Origin of the sequence: Brevibacillus sp. FSL K6-0770, assembly GCF_038000275.1 — a bacterium.
Lineage (GTDB): Bacteria > Bacillota > Bacilli > Brevibacillales > Brevibacillaceae > Brevibacillus > Brevibacillus parabrevis.
Window position 1 is genome coordinate 3,483,259 of record NZ_JBBOBQ010000001.1, and the last position, 17,705, is coordinate 3,500,963.

Below are 17,705 nucleotides of genomic sequence, written 5' to 3' on the forward strand. Positions count from 1 at the left end.
AGTCAATCTCCCATAATCATCGTTGCTACCAGCTCTGGTGTAGCCACTACGATATCATCTGGGACGTTTTGTCCCGTCGTGAAGTAGGAGAGTGCAAGCTTGCTCTCGTGACAAATGTTCAAAACGGAACCGTAGCTGTTTGTCTCATCTGCCTTGGTAAAAATGACTTGCTTGTCAGGCACCTCTGCAAAGTTTTCCACGATCGTCTTCATATCGTTGTACTTCGAGCTGAGGCTCAGCACGAGGTAATTCATGCTGTTCTTCCCATGCTCCACCAGTTCCCGGATGCCTTGCACGTACTCATCGTTGCGGAAGTTACGGCCTGCGGTGTCGACAAAAATCAGGTCGCAGTCGCTTAAACGCTCCATGGCCGGAACCATTTCCTTCGGGGAAAACACCACTTCGAGCGGCACATTCAAGATGTTCGCGTACGTCTTCAGTTGTTCCACCGCAGCCATCCGGTACGTGTCCGCGGTGATAAAGCCGATTTTGCGCTTTTCCTTCAACATGCTGCTCGCTGCCAGTTTGGCGATCGTCGTTGTTTTGCCAACGCCTGTAGGGCCGAAAAAGAAAGCGTACTGCACATCCCTGCGAATCCCTGATGTTTTTGGCGCATACGAGGCAACGATGGAAGAAATGATGCTTCGCGCCTCGCCAAAAGCCGTCTCCTGATCCCACGTTTCCTCAGGCTTCTTCGCTTCCAGCAGCTTGCGGATGATTTCCGCGGTAACCTCTTCCCCTACTTCCTGGCTCACCAGCCGGCTGCGCACTTCTTGAACAGCAGGCGGGAGCTGTTGGCTCAGGTCATTGACCAAAAGCTTTTGGAACATTTGCCGCATATCGCGCACTTCATTGGCAAGGGCGTCATTTGCCGCTTTGTTTCCGACAGCACCTGTTGGTTCCGATGATACATGGGGCACTTGCGCCGGAATTTCCGCCTGTTGCACCGATGACTGTTCTCTCGCTTCCGTTCGAGGAGCTACCATCGGTGGAGCTGCTTTCGAAGCAGCTTCTGCTCTTTGCTCATTGGGCAAAGTCGCGGTCTTCTCGGCAGGCTCCTTAGCCAGATTCGCCTTCCGGTAAGCCTGTTGAGCCGTGTAGGTGCCGGCCTGTCCTTTGGAGGAGAAAACGTCCTTCGACCGATGTTCATCCGCGACCAAGGTGTTCCCGCGCTCGGGCACCTTTTCATCGACGGCAGCGATCACTTCGATTTTTTGTTTGCCAAACATACCGAACAATCCGCCCGTCTTGATCGATTTGGAGTTCAGGATGACTGCGTCTATCCCCAGATCGAGTCTGATTTTTTCCATCGCTTCTGGCATCGAATCGACAATGTAACGTTTTACTCTCACGAAATGTTCACCATCCCTACGCTTTGCACTTCAACATGTGGCTCAAGCTCGCTGTATGACAATACAGGAACGTCGGGCATCATTCGATCAACCAGCTGACGCAGATACATGCGGATCGCCGGAGAACAAAGGAGAATCGGCTGTTGACCGGAGTTGATCATTTTGCTCACTTCTGCCGACATACCCTGGAAGATTCGTTGCGATGTATCAGGGTCCATCGCCAGATAACTTCCTTGCTCCGACTGCTCCACCCGCTCGGAGATTGCTTTTTCCAGACCAGCGCCTGCTGTCACTACCCGCAAAGGCTGCCCTGGCTCTGTAAACTGTAACGTAATCTGCCTGGACATCGCCTGTCTCACGTACTCGGTGAGCACATCCGGGTCTTTGGTAAACAAGGCATGATCCGCCAAAGCTTCGAGAATGACTTGAAGATTGCGCACGGACACTTTCTCCCGCAAAAGCTTCTGGAGCACCTTCTGCACATCGCCAATCGACAGCAGTCCCGGAATGAGCTCGTCCACCAAAACCGGCGCCACTTCTCGAACGTTGTCGATAAGCGCTCGCGTTTCTTGGCGGCCAAGCAGCTCATGCGCATGGCGCTTGACGATTTCGGTAAGGTGTGTCGCCACCACAGACGGCGGATCGACTACCGTGTAGCCGGAAAGCTCTGCAATCTCCTTATTTTCTTCTGTTACCCATAATGCGGGCAATCCAAACGCAGGTTCTACTGTTTCGATCCCGACAATGGAATCATCTTCTATTCCCGGACTCATGGCAAGGTAGTGATCGAGTAAAATTTCCCCTTTTGCCACCTGGTTGCCCTTGATCTTGATCATGTATTCATTAGGCCGCAACTGAATGTTGTCGCGAATGCGGATGACGGGAACGACAATCCCCATCTCCAACGCAATCTGCCTGCGGATCATGATCACGCGATCCAGCAAGTCTCCCCCCTGTTTCACATCTGCCAGCGGAATCAGACCGTAGCCGAACTCGAACTCGATCGGGTCGACTTGCAACAGGTTGACCACGCTTTCCGGGCTGCGCACTTCTTCGATTTGTTGCTCCTCCACCTTGTCCGCCGATTCCTGAATCTCGATTTTTTGCTTTTTGTCCATGCGCCATGCGGCAAATCCCATAATCCCCGACACGGGCAAAACTGGCAGAAGACCGATTGGCGTGAAAAGGCCGAGCAAGAGCATGCAGCCTCCCACGATGTACAACAGACGCGGGAAGGAGAACATTTGCCGAGCGATGTCCTCTCCCAGACCTTCTCCGGAAGTAGAGCGAGTGACAATAATACCTGCAGCAGTCGAGATAAGCAAGGCAGGAATCTGGCTGACCAGCGCGTCCCCGACCGACATGGTAGTGAAACGGGAAGCGGATTCTTGGAAGCTGAAGCCATGCACGAGCATCCCGATAATAAAGCCGCCGATGATGTTTACAATAAAAATGATAATTCCCGCGATTGCATCCCCTTTTACGAATTTACTCGCACCATCCATGGCTCCGTAAAAGTCTGCTTCGTTTTCGATCTTTTTTCTCCGCACTCGCGCTTCTGCTTCCGTAATCATCCCGGCATTCAAATCTGCGTCGATACTCATTTGCTTACCTGGCATCGCATCCAGCGTAAAACGTGCAGCTACCTCTGCGACACGCTCTGAACCTTTTGTAATGACGATGAACTGAATGATGATCAGAATCAGAAACACGACAAATCCGACGACCTGGTTGCCTCCGACAACAAAGCTTCCGAAGGTTTCAATGACTTGTCCGCCTTCCCCGTGCGACAAGATGTTCCGTGTAGTGGATACGTTCAGGGCGAGACGAAACAACGTCGTAATCAGCAGAACTGTCGGAAAGATGGAAAACTCCAGTGTTTCTTTTGTGTACATCGACACAAGCAAGATCGTCAACGCAAGGGAGATGTTCAATATCAGCAACAGATCAAGCAGCCCAGAAGGGAGTGGGATTACCATCATGACAACAATGCTTATTACAAATAAAATCGTACCTACTTCCTTGATTCGAAATCCCACTGTTCATCCTCCTTCCTCGTTATTTCACTTTCCCTTGCAGCTTGTAGACGTACGCGAGAACTTCCGCGACCGCTTTAAACATCTCTTCGGGAATTTGTTGTCCAATTTCAACTTGACTATAGAGAGCCCGGGCCAGGGGCTTGTTTTCCATCGTAACAATCCGGTGCTTCTTGGCCACTTCTCTGATTTTCAGCGCCATGTAATCCTGGCCTTTGGCCAATACAGTAGGCGCGCTCATTGCACTGGCATCGTAGCGGATTGCGACGGCAAAGTGGGTCGGGTTCGTGATGATCACGTCTGCCTTGGGCAGTTCCTGCATCATCCGGCGAAGCGCCATGCTCCTTTGCCTTTCACGAATTTTCCCTTTGATTAACGGGTCCCCTTCCGCCTGCTTGTGCTCGTCTTTAATATCCTGTTTGGACATCCGCAAATTCTTTTCATGTTCATATTTCTGGTAGGCGTAATCCATAATCGCCAGGATGAACAGCAGCAAACCGATGTAAATCCCGAGCTTGGCTACTTCGTTTGCCGTAAACGACAGGACGCTCCCCAGTGAGAGCAAAGAAAGCTGGGTTACTTGTTCCTTTGAATTCCACAAAATAACATAAGCGACGTACATACAAGCACTGATTTTTAACAGCGACTTCAGAAGCTCAACGACTGATCGCATGGAAAAAATGCGTTTGGCTCCTTTGATCGGGTCCAACTTCTCCAGTTTCATCTGGAGCGGCTCTGTACTGATCATCCATCCCACCTGCATGTAGTTGACAGCAAAGGCAAGCAAAAAAGACAGCCCCAGGACAGGTCCCACAATTTTTATCGCCTCGAAGGTCATTGTCATGACGATCACTTTGAGATTCTCTTCGTTCAACTGCCAGCTCGTGAAAGTAATCAGCGCTTCCCGCATGAGGTTCTGAAACGTACCGAGCATGGATGAACCGAGCATCATCAGCAAAAAAAAGAATCCTGTTAGCGCGATGGAGGGCGACAGATCCTGGCTTTTGGCCACCTGCCCCTTTTTTCGTGCATCTTCTTTTTTCTTGGGAGTCGCCTTCTCCGTTTTTTCTCCGCTAAAAAATTGCAGGTCTACGGGTAAAAGGAACCTCTTCTGCGTCATGGTGATCCTCCGAGCGATTTCATCATTTCCGCGAGTGCCCGGAACATGTGGTCGAACAATCCGCTTAGCGTCAATAAAAAGGCGGGCATGACGACAATCAGGAGCAGGAAGCCTGCAAGCAGTTTGATGGGCAATCCGACAACAAAGATATTAAACTGCGGGACGGATTTGGCGATAATACCAAGAGAGAGGTCTACGAGAAACAGTGCGACCACGATGGGTGCCGCCATCATAAAGGCGCTCAGAAACATGTTCTGAAACACTTTTACCGCCGTCATCATCACAGCCTCGCTGCCAAAAGCAGCCCACATCTTATCAACCGGGATTACCTGATAGCTGCTCATGATGCCGCGCAGCAGCATGTGATGTCCGTTGATACTGAAAAAATACAAGACAGCGAGCATGTTTTTGAAGTTACCCGTAATCGGGACATACGCGCCTGTTTTCGGGTCGATCACGTTTGCCATGGCCAGGCCCATCTGCATGTCCATCAGTCCTCCGGCAACTTGGATGGCGATGAACATCAACTCACAAATGTAACCGAGTATGACGCCAATCAGCGCTTCCTTCATCACATACAGCACAAACGTCAGGTCCAGAGGAATTTGTCCTTGTACAGGCAACGTTTGAAAGCTGATCAGGGCAACGATGAATGCCAAGCCAATTTTAAAGTGGGCTGGCACACCCTTGATCGAGAAAAAGGGAGCTGCGACGAAAAAGGCACTCATCCTGACAAACACGAGCAAGAAAACGGGCAAATATACGAGATAAAGATTCATAAGCTATCCGACAAAACGATGAAGGTTGCCAAAAATCCCCATCGTAAAATCAAGCATGACGCGAAGCATCCACGGTCCCACTGCCAAGATGGTAATGAACACGGCAACAATTTTAGGGATGAATGCAAGGGTCTGCTCCTGGATTTGTGTCGTTGCCTGAAAAACACTGACCATCAATCCGACCAGCAAGGCAATCCCGAGTGCGGGTGCGGATATCAGCAGGATGGTATAAACAGCGTTTTGGGCAATTTGCATCAATAATTCCTGTGTCATGTCTACCCTCCTGGTCCCTTCGGAATGCCGCTAAAAACTGGTCAAGAGCGACTTCACAACTAAATACCAGCCGTCCACCATAATGAATAGCAAAATTTTGAACGGCAATGAAATCATGACGGGCGGCAGCATCATCATCCCCATCCCCATCAAAATACTGGATATGATCATGTCGATCACGAGGAATGGAATGAAGATCATAAACCCGATCTGAAAAGCTGTCTTCAATTCACTGATCGCATAAGCAGGTACGAGAGCAGTCAGCGGAATATCTTGAATCGTCTTCGGTCTCTCCGCTTTGGTAAATTCCAAAAACAGCGCCAAATCTTTCTCGCGTGTTTGCTTGGCCATAAATTCTTTAAAAGGAATGACAGCCGCGTTGAATGCCTGTTCCTGTGTCAGCTTGCCCTGCATAAACGGTTGTACAGCCGTTTCGTTCACCTTCCCGAAGGTCGGTGCCATGATAAAAAACGTCAGGAACAGCGCGAGTGCCACCAGTACCTGGTTGGGCGGCATTTGCTGTGTCGCCAAGGCATTTCGCACAAAAGACAAGACAATGACGATTCGGGTAAAGCTTGTCATCAAGAGCAATATAGCTGGCGCAACAGAGAGCACCGTCAAAATTAGCAAAATCTGGATCGCTGAAGATGTCTCCTGTGGTGTCCCATTGCCGCCGCCAATTTGCAAATCAATGCTCGGAATAAGCGGTGATCCCGCTGGCGCAGCAAGCGCTATCTCTGGTACCAGGAGCATCACAGCGACAAGCACGAGCACCTGCAAAAAATGTTTCATTTTCGGTCCCCTCTGTCGGAAGCTTCCTCTTTGTCCCACGATTCGGAGTGGAGTGGCCGTTTTTTCACGTTGTCCCATTGGCCTTTCAGCAGGTCTTGAAACGTTTTTCCATCCACATCGGATGAGAACAGCAACTCTTCGTCAGCCTGCTTTTTTTTGCCAAAGGGCAGCCAGCTTAGCGAAAGCGGATTTTTTATGGGCCCGATCTCGGCATCAGACAAGATCAGATCCACTTCTTCACCCGGTTCGATTCGTCTAAGCAACTGGACGTTATCACCCACACCTACAATGTACAAGGACTCTCCGATCATGACGACTTGCAGCGTCTTCCCGTTGCCGAGAGCGGCTGCGCTGATGATCTTGATCGGCCCTTGACTTTGTCCGACTTGACGCCGTCCGAGGAAACGGAGCAGGAAAAAGATCAGAACAGCGATAAAGCCTAGTGAAAAAACGACTTGAACCAGATAGCCGATCATACTTCCTGTTCCGCTGCCCGGAATGGCCGCCGGCTGTTCGCCGCCGGCGGGCGCATTGCTCTGTTCTGTGTTCTTCTGGTTGTACGCATCGGCAACAGTACCTTCCGCATGGACGGCAATGGGCAGGGCTAAGACAGACAGCAACAGGATCAGACAGAAGACCCAGGATAGTCTCATCCCTGCATTCCGGATCTTCATCATTAGCTCAAAGTCTTTTTGATCGCTTCCAATACGCGATCCGCTTGGAATGGCTTCACGATGAAGTCTTTTGCCCCCGCCTGAATGGCGTCAATAACCATTGCCTGTTGTCCCATCGCAGAGCACATGATCACACGTGCGTTTGGATCGAGTTTTTTGATTTCCTTCAGAGCGGAAATTCCGTCCATTTCCGGCATGGTAATATCCATCGTAACCAAATCCGGACCCAATTCTTTGTATTTTTCTACTGCTTGTGCGCCATCACTAGCTTCCCCTACGACGCTGTATCCGTTTTTGGACAAAATCTCCTTGATCATCATACGCATGAATGCTGCATCATCAACGATTAATACTTTGTTCGACATGGATAGATCCTCCCCAATACTTGACTCTTGATTTGTTTTTATTGCAATTTTTGAACACGATCAAACTGGCTGATGATATCTGTTACGCGAACCCCGAAATTCTCGTCGATAACGACAACCTCGCCCCTGGCAATCAGCTTGTTGTTTACCAAGATATCCACGTGTTCACCTGCCAGCTTGTCCAACTGTATGATGGAACCAGCAGACAAGTCAAGAATTTCTCTGATCAGCTTCTTGGTCCGTCCCAATTCAACGGTTACTTGCAGCGGAATGTCATGCAAAAGGTTCAAGTTTTGATTGTCTCCTGCATACATAGGCGTTGTTCCAAGCGGCGCAAACTGTGCAGGAACGACGTTTGCCTGGTTAACCGCAGGACTGCCAAAATGCTGAGGCGGTGGCGGTGCCATTGGCGGTTGCTGATAAGCACCTGGATACGGCGCATAGCCCGGTGGCATCGCATACTGCGCATAAGGATCTGGATACATCGGTTGGCCTGGGTATGCAGGCGGTTGTTGCTGCACCTGTGGCGGTTGCTGCACAGGAGGCGGCGCTACAGGCGGTACGTGGCTCTGTACAGGCTCCTGATGCACAGGTTGGGCTGGTGGAGCCGACTGGGTAATTGCCGGTATAGAAGGCATTTCTGTCTCCGCTACAAGCGCTGCTGCTGCTTCGCCTTCTGATCCGCCAACCAGTCGATCGATCATCTTCTTCGCGAACGAAAGCGGCAAAAGCTGCATGATATTGGAGTCAATCAATTCTCCCTGTTCCCCGACCTTCAGACGGAAGGAGACTTTGACCAACGGACTGTCATCGTCCGAGAAGCTGTCTCCGCCCTTGCCTTGGGCCAAATCCATGACGTCGATGCCTGGAGGCGTAATATTGATGAACTGGTTAAAAATCGTCGACATGGACGTCGCCGCAGAACCCATCATCTGATTCATCGCTTCCTGTACCGCACTGATGTGCAGCTCGGACATTTCTGTATTGGCAGGTCTGCCGTCGCCGCCCATCATCAAGTCTGCGATGACAGCCGCATCTTCCATCCGAATAACAAGCAGGTTAATCCCTTTGAAACCGTCGGTGTACTCAACGTGGACCGCTACATGGGGAATCGGAAACTCACTTTCCAATTCATCCACATTGACAACGGAAACCGTCGGCGTGGTGATATCTACTTTTTGGCTTAACAAAGTCGATAACGCAGTCGCTGCACTACCGAAGGAGATATTTCCGATTTCGCCAAGCGCATCCTGTTCAAATGGGGAAAGAAAATCGGCCACATCCTGACTCTCCATGGGTCCTGCTTCCTCTTCGTCCTCAACCAAGTTGTTCGCGCGAAGCAGCGCGTCAATCTCGTCTTGAGAAAGCATATCTCTACTCATTTTGTTCCTCCCCCTCCTCTATGACTTCATCAATCTGCACAGCCATTCTGCCTTTGAGTGTCCCTGGTTGTCCCAGGAATTTCAGCTGATCGCCAATCTTGATTTTCAGCTTGGTATCAAGCGACTGATCCAATTGAATGACGTCTCCTTTTTGCAGTTGCAAGAAATCGCCGACTGTAATTGTAGCGGTTCCCATTTCTGCAATAATCGGCAGTTTGGCAACCTTGACTCGCTCTTCGACCCGCAGGCGCTCATCCTCATCCCGCGTCTTTTTCTGCTTGGAGAACCAGTATTGCCCGGAGAGCTTGGTCATGATTGGCTCCAGTACAACGTGAGGCAGACAGAGGTTGATCATTCCTGTCGTATCTCCAATTTTGGTACTGAACGAGATTACGACGACAATCTCGTTTGGCGAGACAATCTGCATGAACTGGGGATTCATCTCCAGTCCTTCCTGGTACGGATCAAGCTCAATAATTTGCTTCCATGCCTCGTGGAAAGTATCCAGCGCTTTGCCGAATACTCGCTCCATCACCGTTGTTTCAATTTCCGTAAGTGCACCCATTTTTTCCGGGATTGCACCCTGGCCACCAAGAAGCCGATCCAGCATGGTATAGGCGATGTTTGGATTGACTTCCAAGACCATTCGTCCTTCCAAAGGTGGAGCTTCGAAGATGTTCAAGATGGTCATCTTGGGAATGGAGCGGATAAATTCGTCATACGGCAATTGATCGACGGAGGCAACCGTAATTTGCACGAAGGTACGGAGCTGAGCTGAAAAATAAGTAGTCAACAGCCTCGCATAGTTCTCGTGGATTCGCGTCAAGCCACGGATCTGATCTTTGGAGAACCGCAACGCGCGTTTGAAATCATACACTTTGACTTTGCGCTCAGTCTCTTCTTTTTTCAGCTCGTTGGCATCCATCTCGCCAGATGATAGAGCGGCCAACAACGCATCAATCTCACTTTGTGAGAGAACCTCGGCCATATGTCGTCACCTCCTTGCTATGTATCCGTGTGATCGCTTCCTTTATGACAAGACGCGCTTGGTCGTCACAACTTGCACGATCTTGCCCTCTTGCATCAGGGAGCTGATTTCATTCATAATTTTTGCTTCCAGCTTGTTTACGCCTTCTGTTCCTTTTATGTCTTCTGGCGTCAGGCCAGCCAACGTTTTGATAATGACCTGATTGACCTGGGGCAAACGTTGCTCCAGCTCCGCTTTCGCATCCGAGCTGTCCGCTGTGATGCTAAAGCGCACGATCATGTAGTTGTTCGTCAGCAGATTGGTCGTAATTTCGCCTGTGTCAACGGAGTACTCTTTCATTTCCTTCGCGGACAAAGGCTTCATTTCTGTTTGTTCCGTGCTGGCCGTCTGAGCGGCCGGAGAGAGGTATGTTTGCCAAAGGACAAACGAGATTACTCCCAGTAGCGAAATCGCGATGATGATAATTAGAGCCATGTTAAACAAACGATTTTGAAACATCGCAATGCCTCCCGCTATTCATTTAAGTCGTCCGGCAGCTTGGGTGCAGTCGCTATCGGATGAGCATTTTGATAAAAAGCCTGAACACGTTCAGCGATCGATTCGATAGAATCCTTCACGATGTACTTCCTGTCGTTGAACAACGTAATCACAGTGTCTGGTGTCGCTTCAACAGTTTCAATGTGAGTAATGTTCAGATAAAAAGCAGTGCCGTTAAAACGGGTCAGTTTGATCATCGTGTGCTCCTCCTGGGATCAAGCAGGGGAAGGAGTCAATCGCTTCCCCTCCCTAACCCACTGCAAGAAGTTATCGTTTCAGGTTCACCAATTCTTCGAGAACGGAATCGGAAGTGGTAATGATCCGCGAGTTGGCCTGGAAGCCGCGCTGCGCGACGATCATTTCCGTAAACTCTTCGGAAAGATCAACGTTGGACATTTCCAGTTGTCCGGCAATGACGCTCACTTTTGCTGTACCTGGGGTAACAGGTGTCATTGGATCTTCATCGCGCGCTCCCGCGTTCACTGTGTTCTCATACAGGGAGTTGCCGACCTTTTTCAAACCGCCTGGGTTGTTGAAGGTCATGACACCGACCGTATTGTCGGAAGCGAGCGTTCCGGCTTCATCTACGGTAGTGATTACGCCGTCCTTGCCGATCGAGTAAGAGACAATCCCGTCAGCCTGGTTGATTTGAATCGGAGCAGCGTCCGAGTTCAACAGCTTGAGTCCTTGCGGGTTTACCAGGAACCCTTGGGAATCGCGGGTGAAGTTACCAGCGCGTGTATAGTAGATCGTTGCGCCATCATCCGGAGTCACCATGAAGAAGGCGTCACCCTCGATGGAAAGGTCCGTTGGCAAGTTGGTCGTCATCGGGCTTCCCGCAGAAAACACGGTATCAATCGATGCAATCGATGAACCAAGACCGATTTGAGTCGGGTTGGTACCACCTTTTCCTCCGTCAGTAGGAGCACCGGCGCCTTGCACGTTTTGGCTCAAAATGTCTTGGAACATCACGCGGCCCTTTTTGAAGCCCACTGTGTTTACGTTCGCAATGTTGTTACCAATGACATCGAGCTTTGTTTGAAAGCCACGCATACCTGAGATACCTGAATACATGGAACGAAGCATGATCTGTTTCCTCCTCTGCTTTCTCGCTTGTCTAGATTACCTCTGTCGTTCGGTAACCATCAGGCTTCCTCCTGGGAGGTCCAGCCCGTACAGGCCATTTATACGAAGATGGCGCTGTCTATGTTTGTAAATACGTTGTCTTTCATGCTGCCATCGTCCACAGCGGTAATGATCTTCCGATTTACGATACTCACGACATAAGCCACGTTATCCATGATGATAAGAGATTCTCTGGCGCCTTTGGAGGCTGCCTTTTGAACCGCTGACTCCAAACGCTCCATCTGCTGTCCGCCAAGGGCAATTCCACGCTGCTGCAAGCGGCTAATAGCGTGCTGACTGAACGATAGTGGCTGTGTCTTGGCAGTTGGCGATGTCGCTTCCGTCAAATACTGTTGAAACGATTTGCCAGTCCCCTGAGCTGTTTGGGCAGCCGTTTTGGTGACGTGATTCGTTTTCGGAGGGAAATAGGGCTGCGCGACACGAAATTGGTTCATGCTGCTTCCTCCTTCATTCCAATCCTAGACGAGATCGTTCACTCCGCGGGCCGATTCCCGCAGGCGATTCCAGAGCGACTCGCTCGTTTCACTGCTGTCTACGAGTGCGTCCAGAGCAAACTCTTGCTCTTCCTCTTTCTGTTGCTGCTGGTTTTCTCGTTGTTGTCCAGCTTGCTCACGCTGCTGCTGGAAGTTGAATGCGGTGTCCTGCTGCTGGTTGACTTCCAGTCGATCCACCTGCAAGCCTTGCTGCGTCAATGCCATCCGCAATTGCGGAAGCTGATTGTCGAGCAAATCTTTGCCTGCCTGCGTTTCAGCGTGGAACTGAGCAGTGATCACGCCATTGTGCGACGTAATTGTCACGTCTACTTGTCCAAGTGATTGCGGGTTCAAGATCAGCTTAGCTTCATGCACACCGTTTTGCCCGCCAAGTTGCAACTTCGAGACAAACAGCTGTGTGAGCTGCTGCGGCAATTGGTTCGCATTCACATGATGCGGCTGTGCTTGTGACTGTTGGAAGGAAGCGTTTTGCGTTTGCGTCGTTTGCTGGGCGACAACCGGGTTTTGGTTGGCCATCGTCAAGCCGCCGTCTTCCTGATTTCCTTCTTGGTTCAACAGGCTGCCGGAAAGTGCAGGTTGAACCGTTTGCGTGCCTACTCCCGCCTCCAGCTTGTAGGCAGCCAAGCCCTGATTCATTCGCAAAGGCGAAATTGTCTTGAACCCTTCTTGCTGCGAAGCATTCAGAACGGGAACCGCTTCGGAACGCAGTTGCAAAACCCCGTTCTTTTGCTTGTTTTCATTGCCTTTCTGGTTCTTCAGGGACTCGAGAAGTGCGGCCAACTTGTTCAGTTCCTCGGAAGAAGTCTCGCTTTGCGAAAGCTTGGACAAAAGCTGTTTCAGATCCATTCCAGACTGTGCCTGAAGTTCCTGGCTAAGCCCAGACGCTTTTCCCAAAAGCTGTTCAACGGCTGCTGCTTTCTCTTCTACTTGTCCATTCAATTCCTGATTGCCTTGTTGACTGGCGGCAAGCAGTTGAGCGATCAGCGCCATCAGTTCATCCAGCAATTTCTGGTCGTCTTCTGACAAGCCTTCTGGAGCCGCAACGGCGCCTTTGGAATCGAGCATCGCTTCAAAAGATTGCAGCATTTGCAACGAAAACAGTTGTCCCAAGCCAGCTTCTCCATTGCCCGCAGTACCAGTGGCAGATGTTACACTACCAGCCGAGCCTACCGGCGGAGTCAGATTGGCTACATTCATCTCGTCACCTCCTTATGGTTGATTTGTTGCTTATTTTAACGATAACGAGAAGCGAAGCTTTTGTTATCGAAGCAACTCTTCCGTAATGCGAGCCGCCAAATTGTCTTTTTCTTTCTTGTCCTCTTTGGCGATCGCTGAGAGAGTTTGCGCCCGTTTGTCCGCAGGCATTTCTTTGATCAGTGACAAGGCTCTGCTCTTGTTCGTCGCCATCAGCGAGCGAATGACCGCCGCGGAATCTTCCGCAGGCATCTGAGCAAACGTGTCACTCAACACTTGATCGTTAGCGCTCGCGGAAGTACCGCTGCGCGTTTCGCTGAGTGCTTTCGTCAACACTTGAACGCGCTCCTGGAGAGCAGCGATGTCATCATCTTTGTTGACCACAGAGTCTTTTAGCAGAATGGAAATGTCAGCCGCTTTTTTCGGGTCCATTTTGGCCAAAATGTCAGCGCGCTGGTTTGGCTTCATTTTGGTCATGACCGTGACAGACTCATCCAGGCTAAGATTTTCGATGATGGCTGCTGCATTTTTCGCTGACATGGTCGTGTACACCTTGGCGAGATCAGCAAACTGCTTTTGACGCTCATCCTCGGTGGCCCTGCGATCTTCCATAAGCTTGTTCAAGTCTTGCACTTGCTTTTCCAACGCTTGGATCGTTGCATCCTTTTTGGCTGCTTCTTCTTTCAGCACGGAAATTTGCTGCTGGTTTTTCGCCTGATCCTGCTGCAAAGTCGCAACCTGTTTCTCGGTGTCGGGTTTCTTTTCTTCACCGGGTGTAGCCGCGTATTCGTCCGGGACGAGCTTTTCCACGTACGGTATGGAGTTAGCCCAGTGGAGAACATTCCCTAGCACGTTTACTCCCAGCAAGCTCAGGAGTACGCCGCCAAGGAGGCTGGCAAACAGTGCAGGAATGACAATCATGTAGAAAAACCATTCCCACCTGCCGTATTCCCGTTCTTCTTGGATTTCTTCCATCTGGTACCTCCCTTAGTTGCTGCGGCGAAGATAGAGCTGAGTGCCGATTTCATCCAATTCTTTTTGTTCGCGCTGACGCTGTTCGTCGAGAAATTGGTAGAGAGATTTTTCACGCAATCGATGCCATAGCTTTGATTCCTTCATTCTCTCCGTCAAATGGGACTGACATCGTTCCACATCCTGCTCACATCCGCGCAACGTTCGCTGCTGTCTCGTTATCGATCTGGCAACCGACTGTTGATACTGCGTGATTGAAATCAGTTGGGCGGCACTGCATGTCTGCATTTGCGTTTCCTCAAGCATATGGGTCATCTCATCATGCTGCACTGTCAATTGCGCGAGCTTCCACTCTTCTTCGTTCTTGCGTTGAACCGATTTCCCAAATGCCCACTCTGCCTGCTCTTTCTCTTTTTCCTTCAGATCGAGAACTTTTTGGAGATGAAACTGAAACACTTTCACATTAGTTCACTCCTCCGAAATGGGCTAACAGCGCCTTGACCGCGCTTTGTAATGTCGAGGGCTCATGTGTCCCTTGAGCCGTAAACTCGGTAATGATGTCTTTGTAGCGGACGGCAGCATCAATATCGCGGTTCGAGCCAGGCTTGTACGCTCCGATATTGATCAAATCTTCCGCCTCGCGAAAAGTGGCCAAATGTTTTTTCAACTGTCTTGCCGCTTCCTTGTGATCGTCTGTAACGATCTCTGACATGACACGGCTGACGCTCGCCATCACATCAATGGCAGGAAAGTGGCCTTTTTGCGCGATTTTCCGGTCGAGCACAATATGTCCGTCCAAAATTCCTCGCGCCGCATCTGCAATCGGGTCATTCATGTCGTCGGAGTCGACGAGCACCGTGTAAAACGCCGTAATGCTGCCTTTGTCGGCTGTCCCTGCCCGCTCCATCAGCTTGGGCATCAGCGCGAACACAGACGGTGTATAGCCGCGTGTTGCCGGCGGTTCTCCGATAGCAAGTCCTACTTCCCGCTGCGCCATGGCAAAACGGGTTACCGAGTCCATCATGAGCATCACATTCAACCCGCGGTCACGGAAGTATTCGGCGATCGATGTGGCAATCAAGGCTCCCTTGATGCGGATCATCGCAGGCTGGTCGGAAGTCGCAACGACTACGACAGACCTCTTTAGACCTTCTTCCCCCAGATCGCGCTCGATAAACTCCATGACCTCGCGGCCGCGCTCCCCGATCAGTCCGATGACGTTGATGTCCGCCGTAGTATTGCGGGCAATCATTCCCATCAAGGTACTTTTCCCTACCCCTGATCCGGCAAAAATTCCGACCCGCTGTCCTTTTCCGACAGTCAACAATCCATCGATGGCACGTACACCCACGCTTAGCGGCTCTTTAATGCGCGGCCGCAAAATCGGATTGGGCGGCAGGTTGTTCGTCGGATAGGAACTCAAGCCAAACGGCAACGCTCCTTGATACGGTCTACCGAGGCCGTCGAGGACAGATCCCAAAATTTCCGGGCCTACCTTCACTTCCAGCGATCGCCCCGTAGCCACTACATCACAGCCCGGTCCGATTGCTGTCAGCTCGCCCAGCGGCATGAGCAGCACTTTATTTTCGCGAAAGCCAACTACTTCAGCGATAATCGGCTCTTTGCTGTTTGCCGGATACAGATGGCAAATTTCGCCGAGCTTTACTTCTGGTCCCTGGGACTCGATGGTGAGCCCCACAACTTGCGTCACTTTTCCATTCACGCGCATCGGATCAATCTCACCCAGCGCCTGCTTGTACTTCGTTATGTCTAGGAAACTCATCGGGACTCACTTCCTCCGGCAATCGCAAGCAATGCTTGTTTGATCTCTTCCAGCTGTGTATCCACTCTTGCATCCACACTTCCGAGCGGCGTCCGAATCACACACCCGCCATCGGAAATCGTGTAGTCAGGATAGACGGAAAGCTCCGCCTGACCGTCCAGCAGGGCAAGCAATTGGGCTCGGTGGTCAGAAACGTAATCAAAGTAGTTGTGATTGACGCATATCGTTATCTCCCCGTGAACCCGGGAGCGTCGCAGCGCTTTTTTGGCAATCTCCATGACTTGTTCCGGATTTTGCTGCAATTCCTGCCCAATAATTTTTTTGGCAACATCAAGGGCAAGTTCCACTAAAAAAGGTTCCCCTTCGGCTATAATCTGCTGCTTGCTGCTGTACGCCTGCTCCAGAATTGCGCGCGCGTCAGAGAGTGCTTTTATCTCCTCTTCATACGCTTGGCGCTTCCCTTCCTCGAAACCTTTTTCCTGTCCTTCAACAACCGCTTGCTCCTGCACAGAGCTGAACAATTCGGAAGCTTCCTGCTGCTTTTGTTCCCACCATTGCTGGATCTCCAGGAGTGCTTCCTGCTTCAGTTGCTCAGCCTGCTCGGATGCTTGTTGAAGGATGTTTTGCGCGGTTTCTTCGGCATCTGCGAGGATCGTTTTGGCCTCAATTTCAGCTTGTTGTAAAATTTGTAGATTTTCTTGCAACCTTTCGGGATCATTTTCCGTCTTTAGTGGTACAGGCGTCACCGAGAGGAGAACAGCGTCCTCCGAAGGCCGATAATTAGCCACTTTGATAATCCTAGACAATGATATCATCTCCTCCACCGCGGGCGATGATGATCTCACCAGCCTCCTCTAAGCGACGGATAATGGCAACGATACGAGATTGTGCTTCTTCTACGTCGCGCAGACGAACTGGTCCCATAAATTCCATTTCTTCTTTGAAAGTGTCCGCCATCCGTTTGGACATATTGCGGAAAATAACTTCCCGAACTTCTTCGCTGGACACTTTGAGAGAAAGTTGCAGATCCGCATTTTCTACATCGCGGATTACGCGCTGAATCGAACGGTTGTCCAGTGTAGCGATATCTTCGAATACAAACATGCGTTTCTTGATTTCTTCGGCCAATTCGGGGTCCTGAATTTCGAGAGAATCGAGAATCGTGCGCTCCGTCCCACGATCGACACCATTGAGTACAGCCACGATTGCTTCGATCCCTCCTGCTTGCGTATAATCCTGCGTGACAGTGGCCGAGAGCTTCTGTTCGAGGACTTGTTCTACCTGTGCAATTACTTCCGGAGAAGTGCTGTCCATCATGGCAATCCGCTTCGCTACCTCAGCTTGCCGCTCTTGCGGAAGCGCGGACAAAATCATCGCTGCTTGCTGCGGTTCGAGATAAGAAAGAACCAGGGCAATCGTTTGCGGGTGCTCGTTTTGGATAAAGTTCAAAATCTGGCCTGGATCAGCCTTCCGGGCAAAATCGAATGGCCGTACTTGCAGGTTGGCAGTCAAGCGATTGATAATATCCATCGCTTTCGTCTCGCCCAAAGCTTTTTGCAAGATTTCTTTCGCGTAGGTGATCCCGCCTTGCGAGATTACTTCTTTTGCTACGGCGATTTGATGAAATTCGGCCAAGATTTTATCTTTTTCTTCTGTATCGACTTTTCGAACGTTGGCAATTTCCAACGTCAGTTGCTCGATCTCATCCTCACGCAAGTGCTTGAACACCTGGGCAGAGATTTCCGGCCCTAGTGAGATGAGGAGGATAGCCGCCTTCTGTCGTCCAGACAACTCTTTAGCGCCGCGAGCCATATCTTT

20 protein-coding genes are annotated in these 17,705 nt (G+C 50.6%); all 20 read right to left on the minus strand.

Annotated features, from left to right (window positions below; all coding sequences use genetic code 11):
- Positions 1 to 2 precede the first annotated feature (2 nt).
- Complete coding sequence (gene flhF / locus NST23_RS16245; RefSeq protein ID WP_340964097.1) at positions 3 to 1,352, minus strand: flagellar biosynthesis protein FlhF; 1,350 nt, start codon at positions 1,350 to 1,352, stop codon at positions 3 to 5.
- A complete protein-coding gene (gene flhA / locus NST23_RS16250; protein WP_122965208.1) occupies positions 1,349 to 3,391 on the minus strand; it encodes a flagellar biosynthesis protein FlhA in 2,043 nt (680 codons plus the stop codon). Before flhA ends, flhF begins: the two co-directional genes overlap by 4 nt.
- 19 nt (positions 3,392 to 3,410) lie before the next feature.
- Positions 3,411 to 4,508 carry a flagellar biosynthesis protein FlhB gene (flhB, locus tag NST23_RS16255; RefSeq protein ID WP_173596490.1) on the minus strand — a complete coding sequence of 366 codons (1,098 nt, stop codon included), beginning with the start codon at positions 4,506 to 4,508 and terminating at the stop codon, positions 3,411 to 3,413.
- Positions 4,505 to 5,287: a flagellar biosynthetic protein FliR gene (gene fliR / locus NST23_RS16260; RefSeq protein WP_122965206.1), complete on the minus strand. Its 783-nt coding sequence runs from the start codon at positions 5,285 to 5,287 to the stop codon at positions 4,505 to 4,507. Before fliR ends, flhB begins: the two co-directional genes overlap by 4 nt.
- A gap of 3 nt (positions 5,288 to 5,290) precedes the next feature.
- Positions 5,291 to 5,560 carry a flagellar biosynthesis protein FliQ gene (gene fliQ / locus NST23_RS16265; protein ID WP_063227620.1) on the minus strand — a complete coding sequence of 90 codons (270 nt, stop codon included), beginning with the start codon at positions 5,558 to 5,560 and terminating at the stop codon, positions 5,291 to 5,293.
- A 30-nt stretch (positions 5,561 to 5,590) separates the two neighbouring features.
- Positions 5,591 to 6,352, minus strand: coding sequence for a flagellar type III secretion system pore protein FliP (gene fliP / locus NST23_RS16270; RefSeq protein ID WP_122965205.1), 762 nt, complete (start codon positions 6,350 to 6,352; stop codon positions 5,591 to 5,593).
- Positions 6,349 to 7,005: a flagellar biosynthetic protein FliO gene (locus NST23_RS16275; protein WP_229049699.1), complete on the minus strand. Its 657-nt coding sequence runs from the start codon at positions 7,003 to 7,005 to the stop codon at positions 6,349 to 6,351. Before NST23_RS16275 ends, fliP begins: the two co-directional genes overlap by 4 nt.
- Before the next feature lie 23 nt (positions 7,006 to 7,028).
- Entirely contained in the window at positions 7,029 to 7,391 is a 363-nt protein-coding gene (locus NST23_RS16280) for a response regulator (protein ID WP_005834238.1), read from the minus strand.
- Positions 7,392 to 7,429: 38 nt separating this feature from the next.
- Positions 7,430 to 8,773, minus strand: coding sequence for a flagellar motor switch phosphatase FliY (gene fliY, locus NST23_RS16285; RefSeq protein ID WP_173598877.1), 1,344 nt, complete (start codon positions 8,771 to 8,773; stop codon positions 7,430 to 7,432).
- Positions 8,766 to 9,761 carry a flagellar motor switch protein FliM gene (gene fliM / locus NST23_RS16290; RefSeq protein WP_063227624.1) on the minus strand — a complete coding sequence of 332 codons (996 nt, stop codon included), beginning with the start codon at positions 9,759 to 9,761 and terminating at the stop codon, positions 8,766 to 8,768. Before fliM ends, fliY begins: the two co-directional genes overlap by 8 nt.
- Before the next feature lie 42 nt (positions 9,762 to 9,803).
- On the minus strand, positions 9,804 to 10,259 hold the full coding sequence (locus tag NST23_RS16295; RefSeq protein ID WP_122965202.1) for a flagellar basal body-associated FliL family protein: 456 nt from the start codon (positions 10,257 to 10,259) through the stop codon (positions 9,804 to 9,806).
- A gap of 14 nt (positions 10,260 to 10,273) precedes the next feature.
- Entirely contained in the window at positions 10,274 to 10,495 is a 222-nt protein-coding gene (locus tag NST23_RS16300; RefSeq protein WP_122965201.1) for a flagellar FlbD family protein, read from the minus strand.
- A gap of 70 nt (positions 10,496 to 10,565) precedes the next feature.
- Positions 10,566 to 11,384 carry a flagellar basal body rod protein FlgG gene (flgG, locus tag NST23_RS16305; protein ID WP_122965200.1) on the minus strand — a complete coding sequence of 273 codons (819 nt, stop codon included), beginning with the start codon at positions 11,382 to 11,384 and terminating at the stop codon, positions 10,566 to 10,568.
- A gap of 98 nt (positions 11,385 to 11,482) precedes the next feature.
- Entirely contained in the window at positions 11,483 to 11,878 is a 396-nt protein-coding gene (locus NST23_RS16310) for a TIGR02530 family flagellar biosynthesis protein (protein WP_063227628.1), read from the minus strand.
- Positions 11,879 to 11,902: 24 nt separating this feature from the next.
- Complete coding sequence (locus NST23_RS16315) at positions 11,903 to 13,135, minus strand: flagellar hook-length control protein FliK (RefSeq protein ID WP_340964100.1); 1,233 nt, start codon at positions 13,133 to 13,135, stop codon at positions 11,903 to 11,905.
- Positions 13,136 to 13,198: 63 nt separating this feature from the next.
- Positions 13,199 to 14,107: a MotE family protein gene (locus NST23_RS16320; RefSeq protein ID WP_122965198.1), complete on the minus strand. Its 909-nt coding sequence runs from the start codon at positions 14,105 to 14,107 to the stop codon at positions 13,199 to 13,201.
- Positions 14,108 to 14,119: 12 nt separating this feature from the next.
- Complete coding sequence (fliJ, locus tag NST23_RS16325; protein ID WP_122965197.1) at positions 14,120 to 14,566, minus strand: flagellar export protein FliJ; 447 nt, start codon at positions 14,564 to 14,566, stop codon at positions 14,120 to 14,122.
- Position 14,567: 1 nt separating this feature from the next.
- On the minus strand, positions 14,568 to 15,887 hold the full coding sequence (gene fliI / locus NST23_RS16330; RefSeq protein WP_122965196.1) for a flagellar protein export ATPase FliI: 1,320 nt from the start codon (positions 15,885 to 15,887) through the stop codon (positions 14,568 to 14,570).
- Positions 15,884 to 16,702, minus strand: a complete 819-nt coding sequence (locus NST23_RS16335) for a FliH/SctL family protein (protein WP_122965195.1) — start codon at positions 16,700 to 16,702, stop codon at positions 15,884 to 15,886. The genes fliI and NST23_RS16335 overlap by 4 nt, the downstream gene beginning before the upstream one ends.
- Positions 16,686 to 17,699 carry a flagellar motor switch protein FliG gene (fliG, locus tag NST23_RS16340; protein ID WP_122965194.1) on the minus strand — a complete coding sequence of 338 codons (1,014 nt, stop codon included), beginning with the start codon at positions 17,697 to 17,699 and terminating at the stop codon, positions 16,686 to 16,688. Before fliG ends, NST23_RS16335 begins: the two co-directional genes overlap by 17 nt.
- Between the last annotated feature and the right edge of the window lie 6 nt (positions 17,700 to 17,705).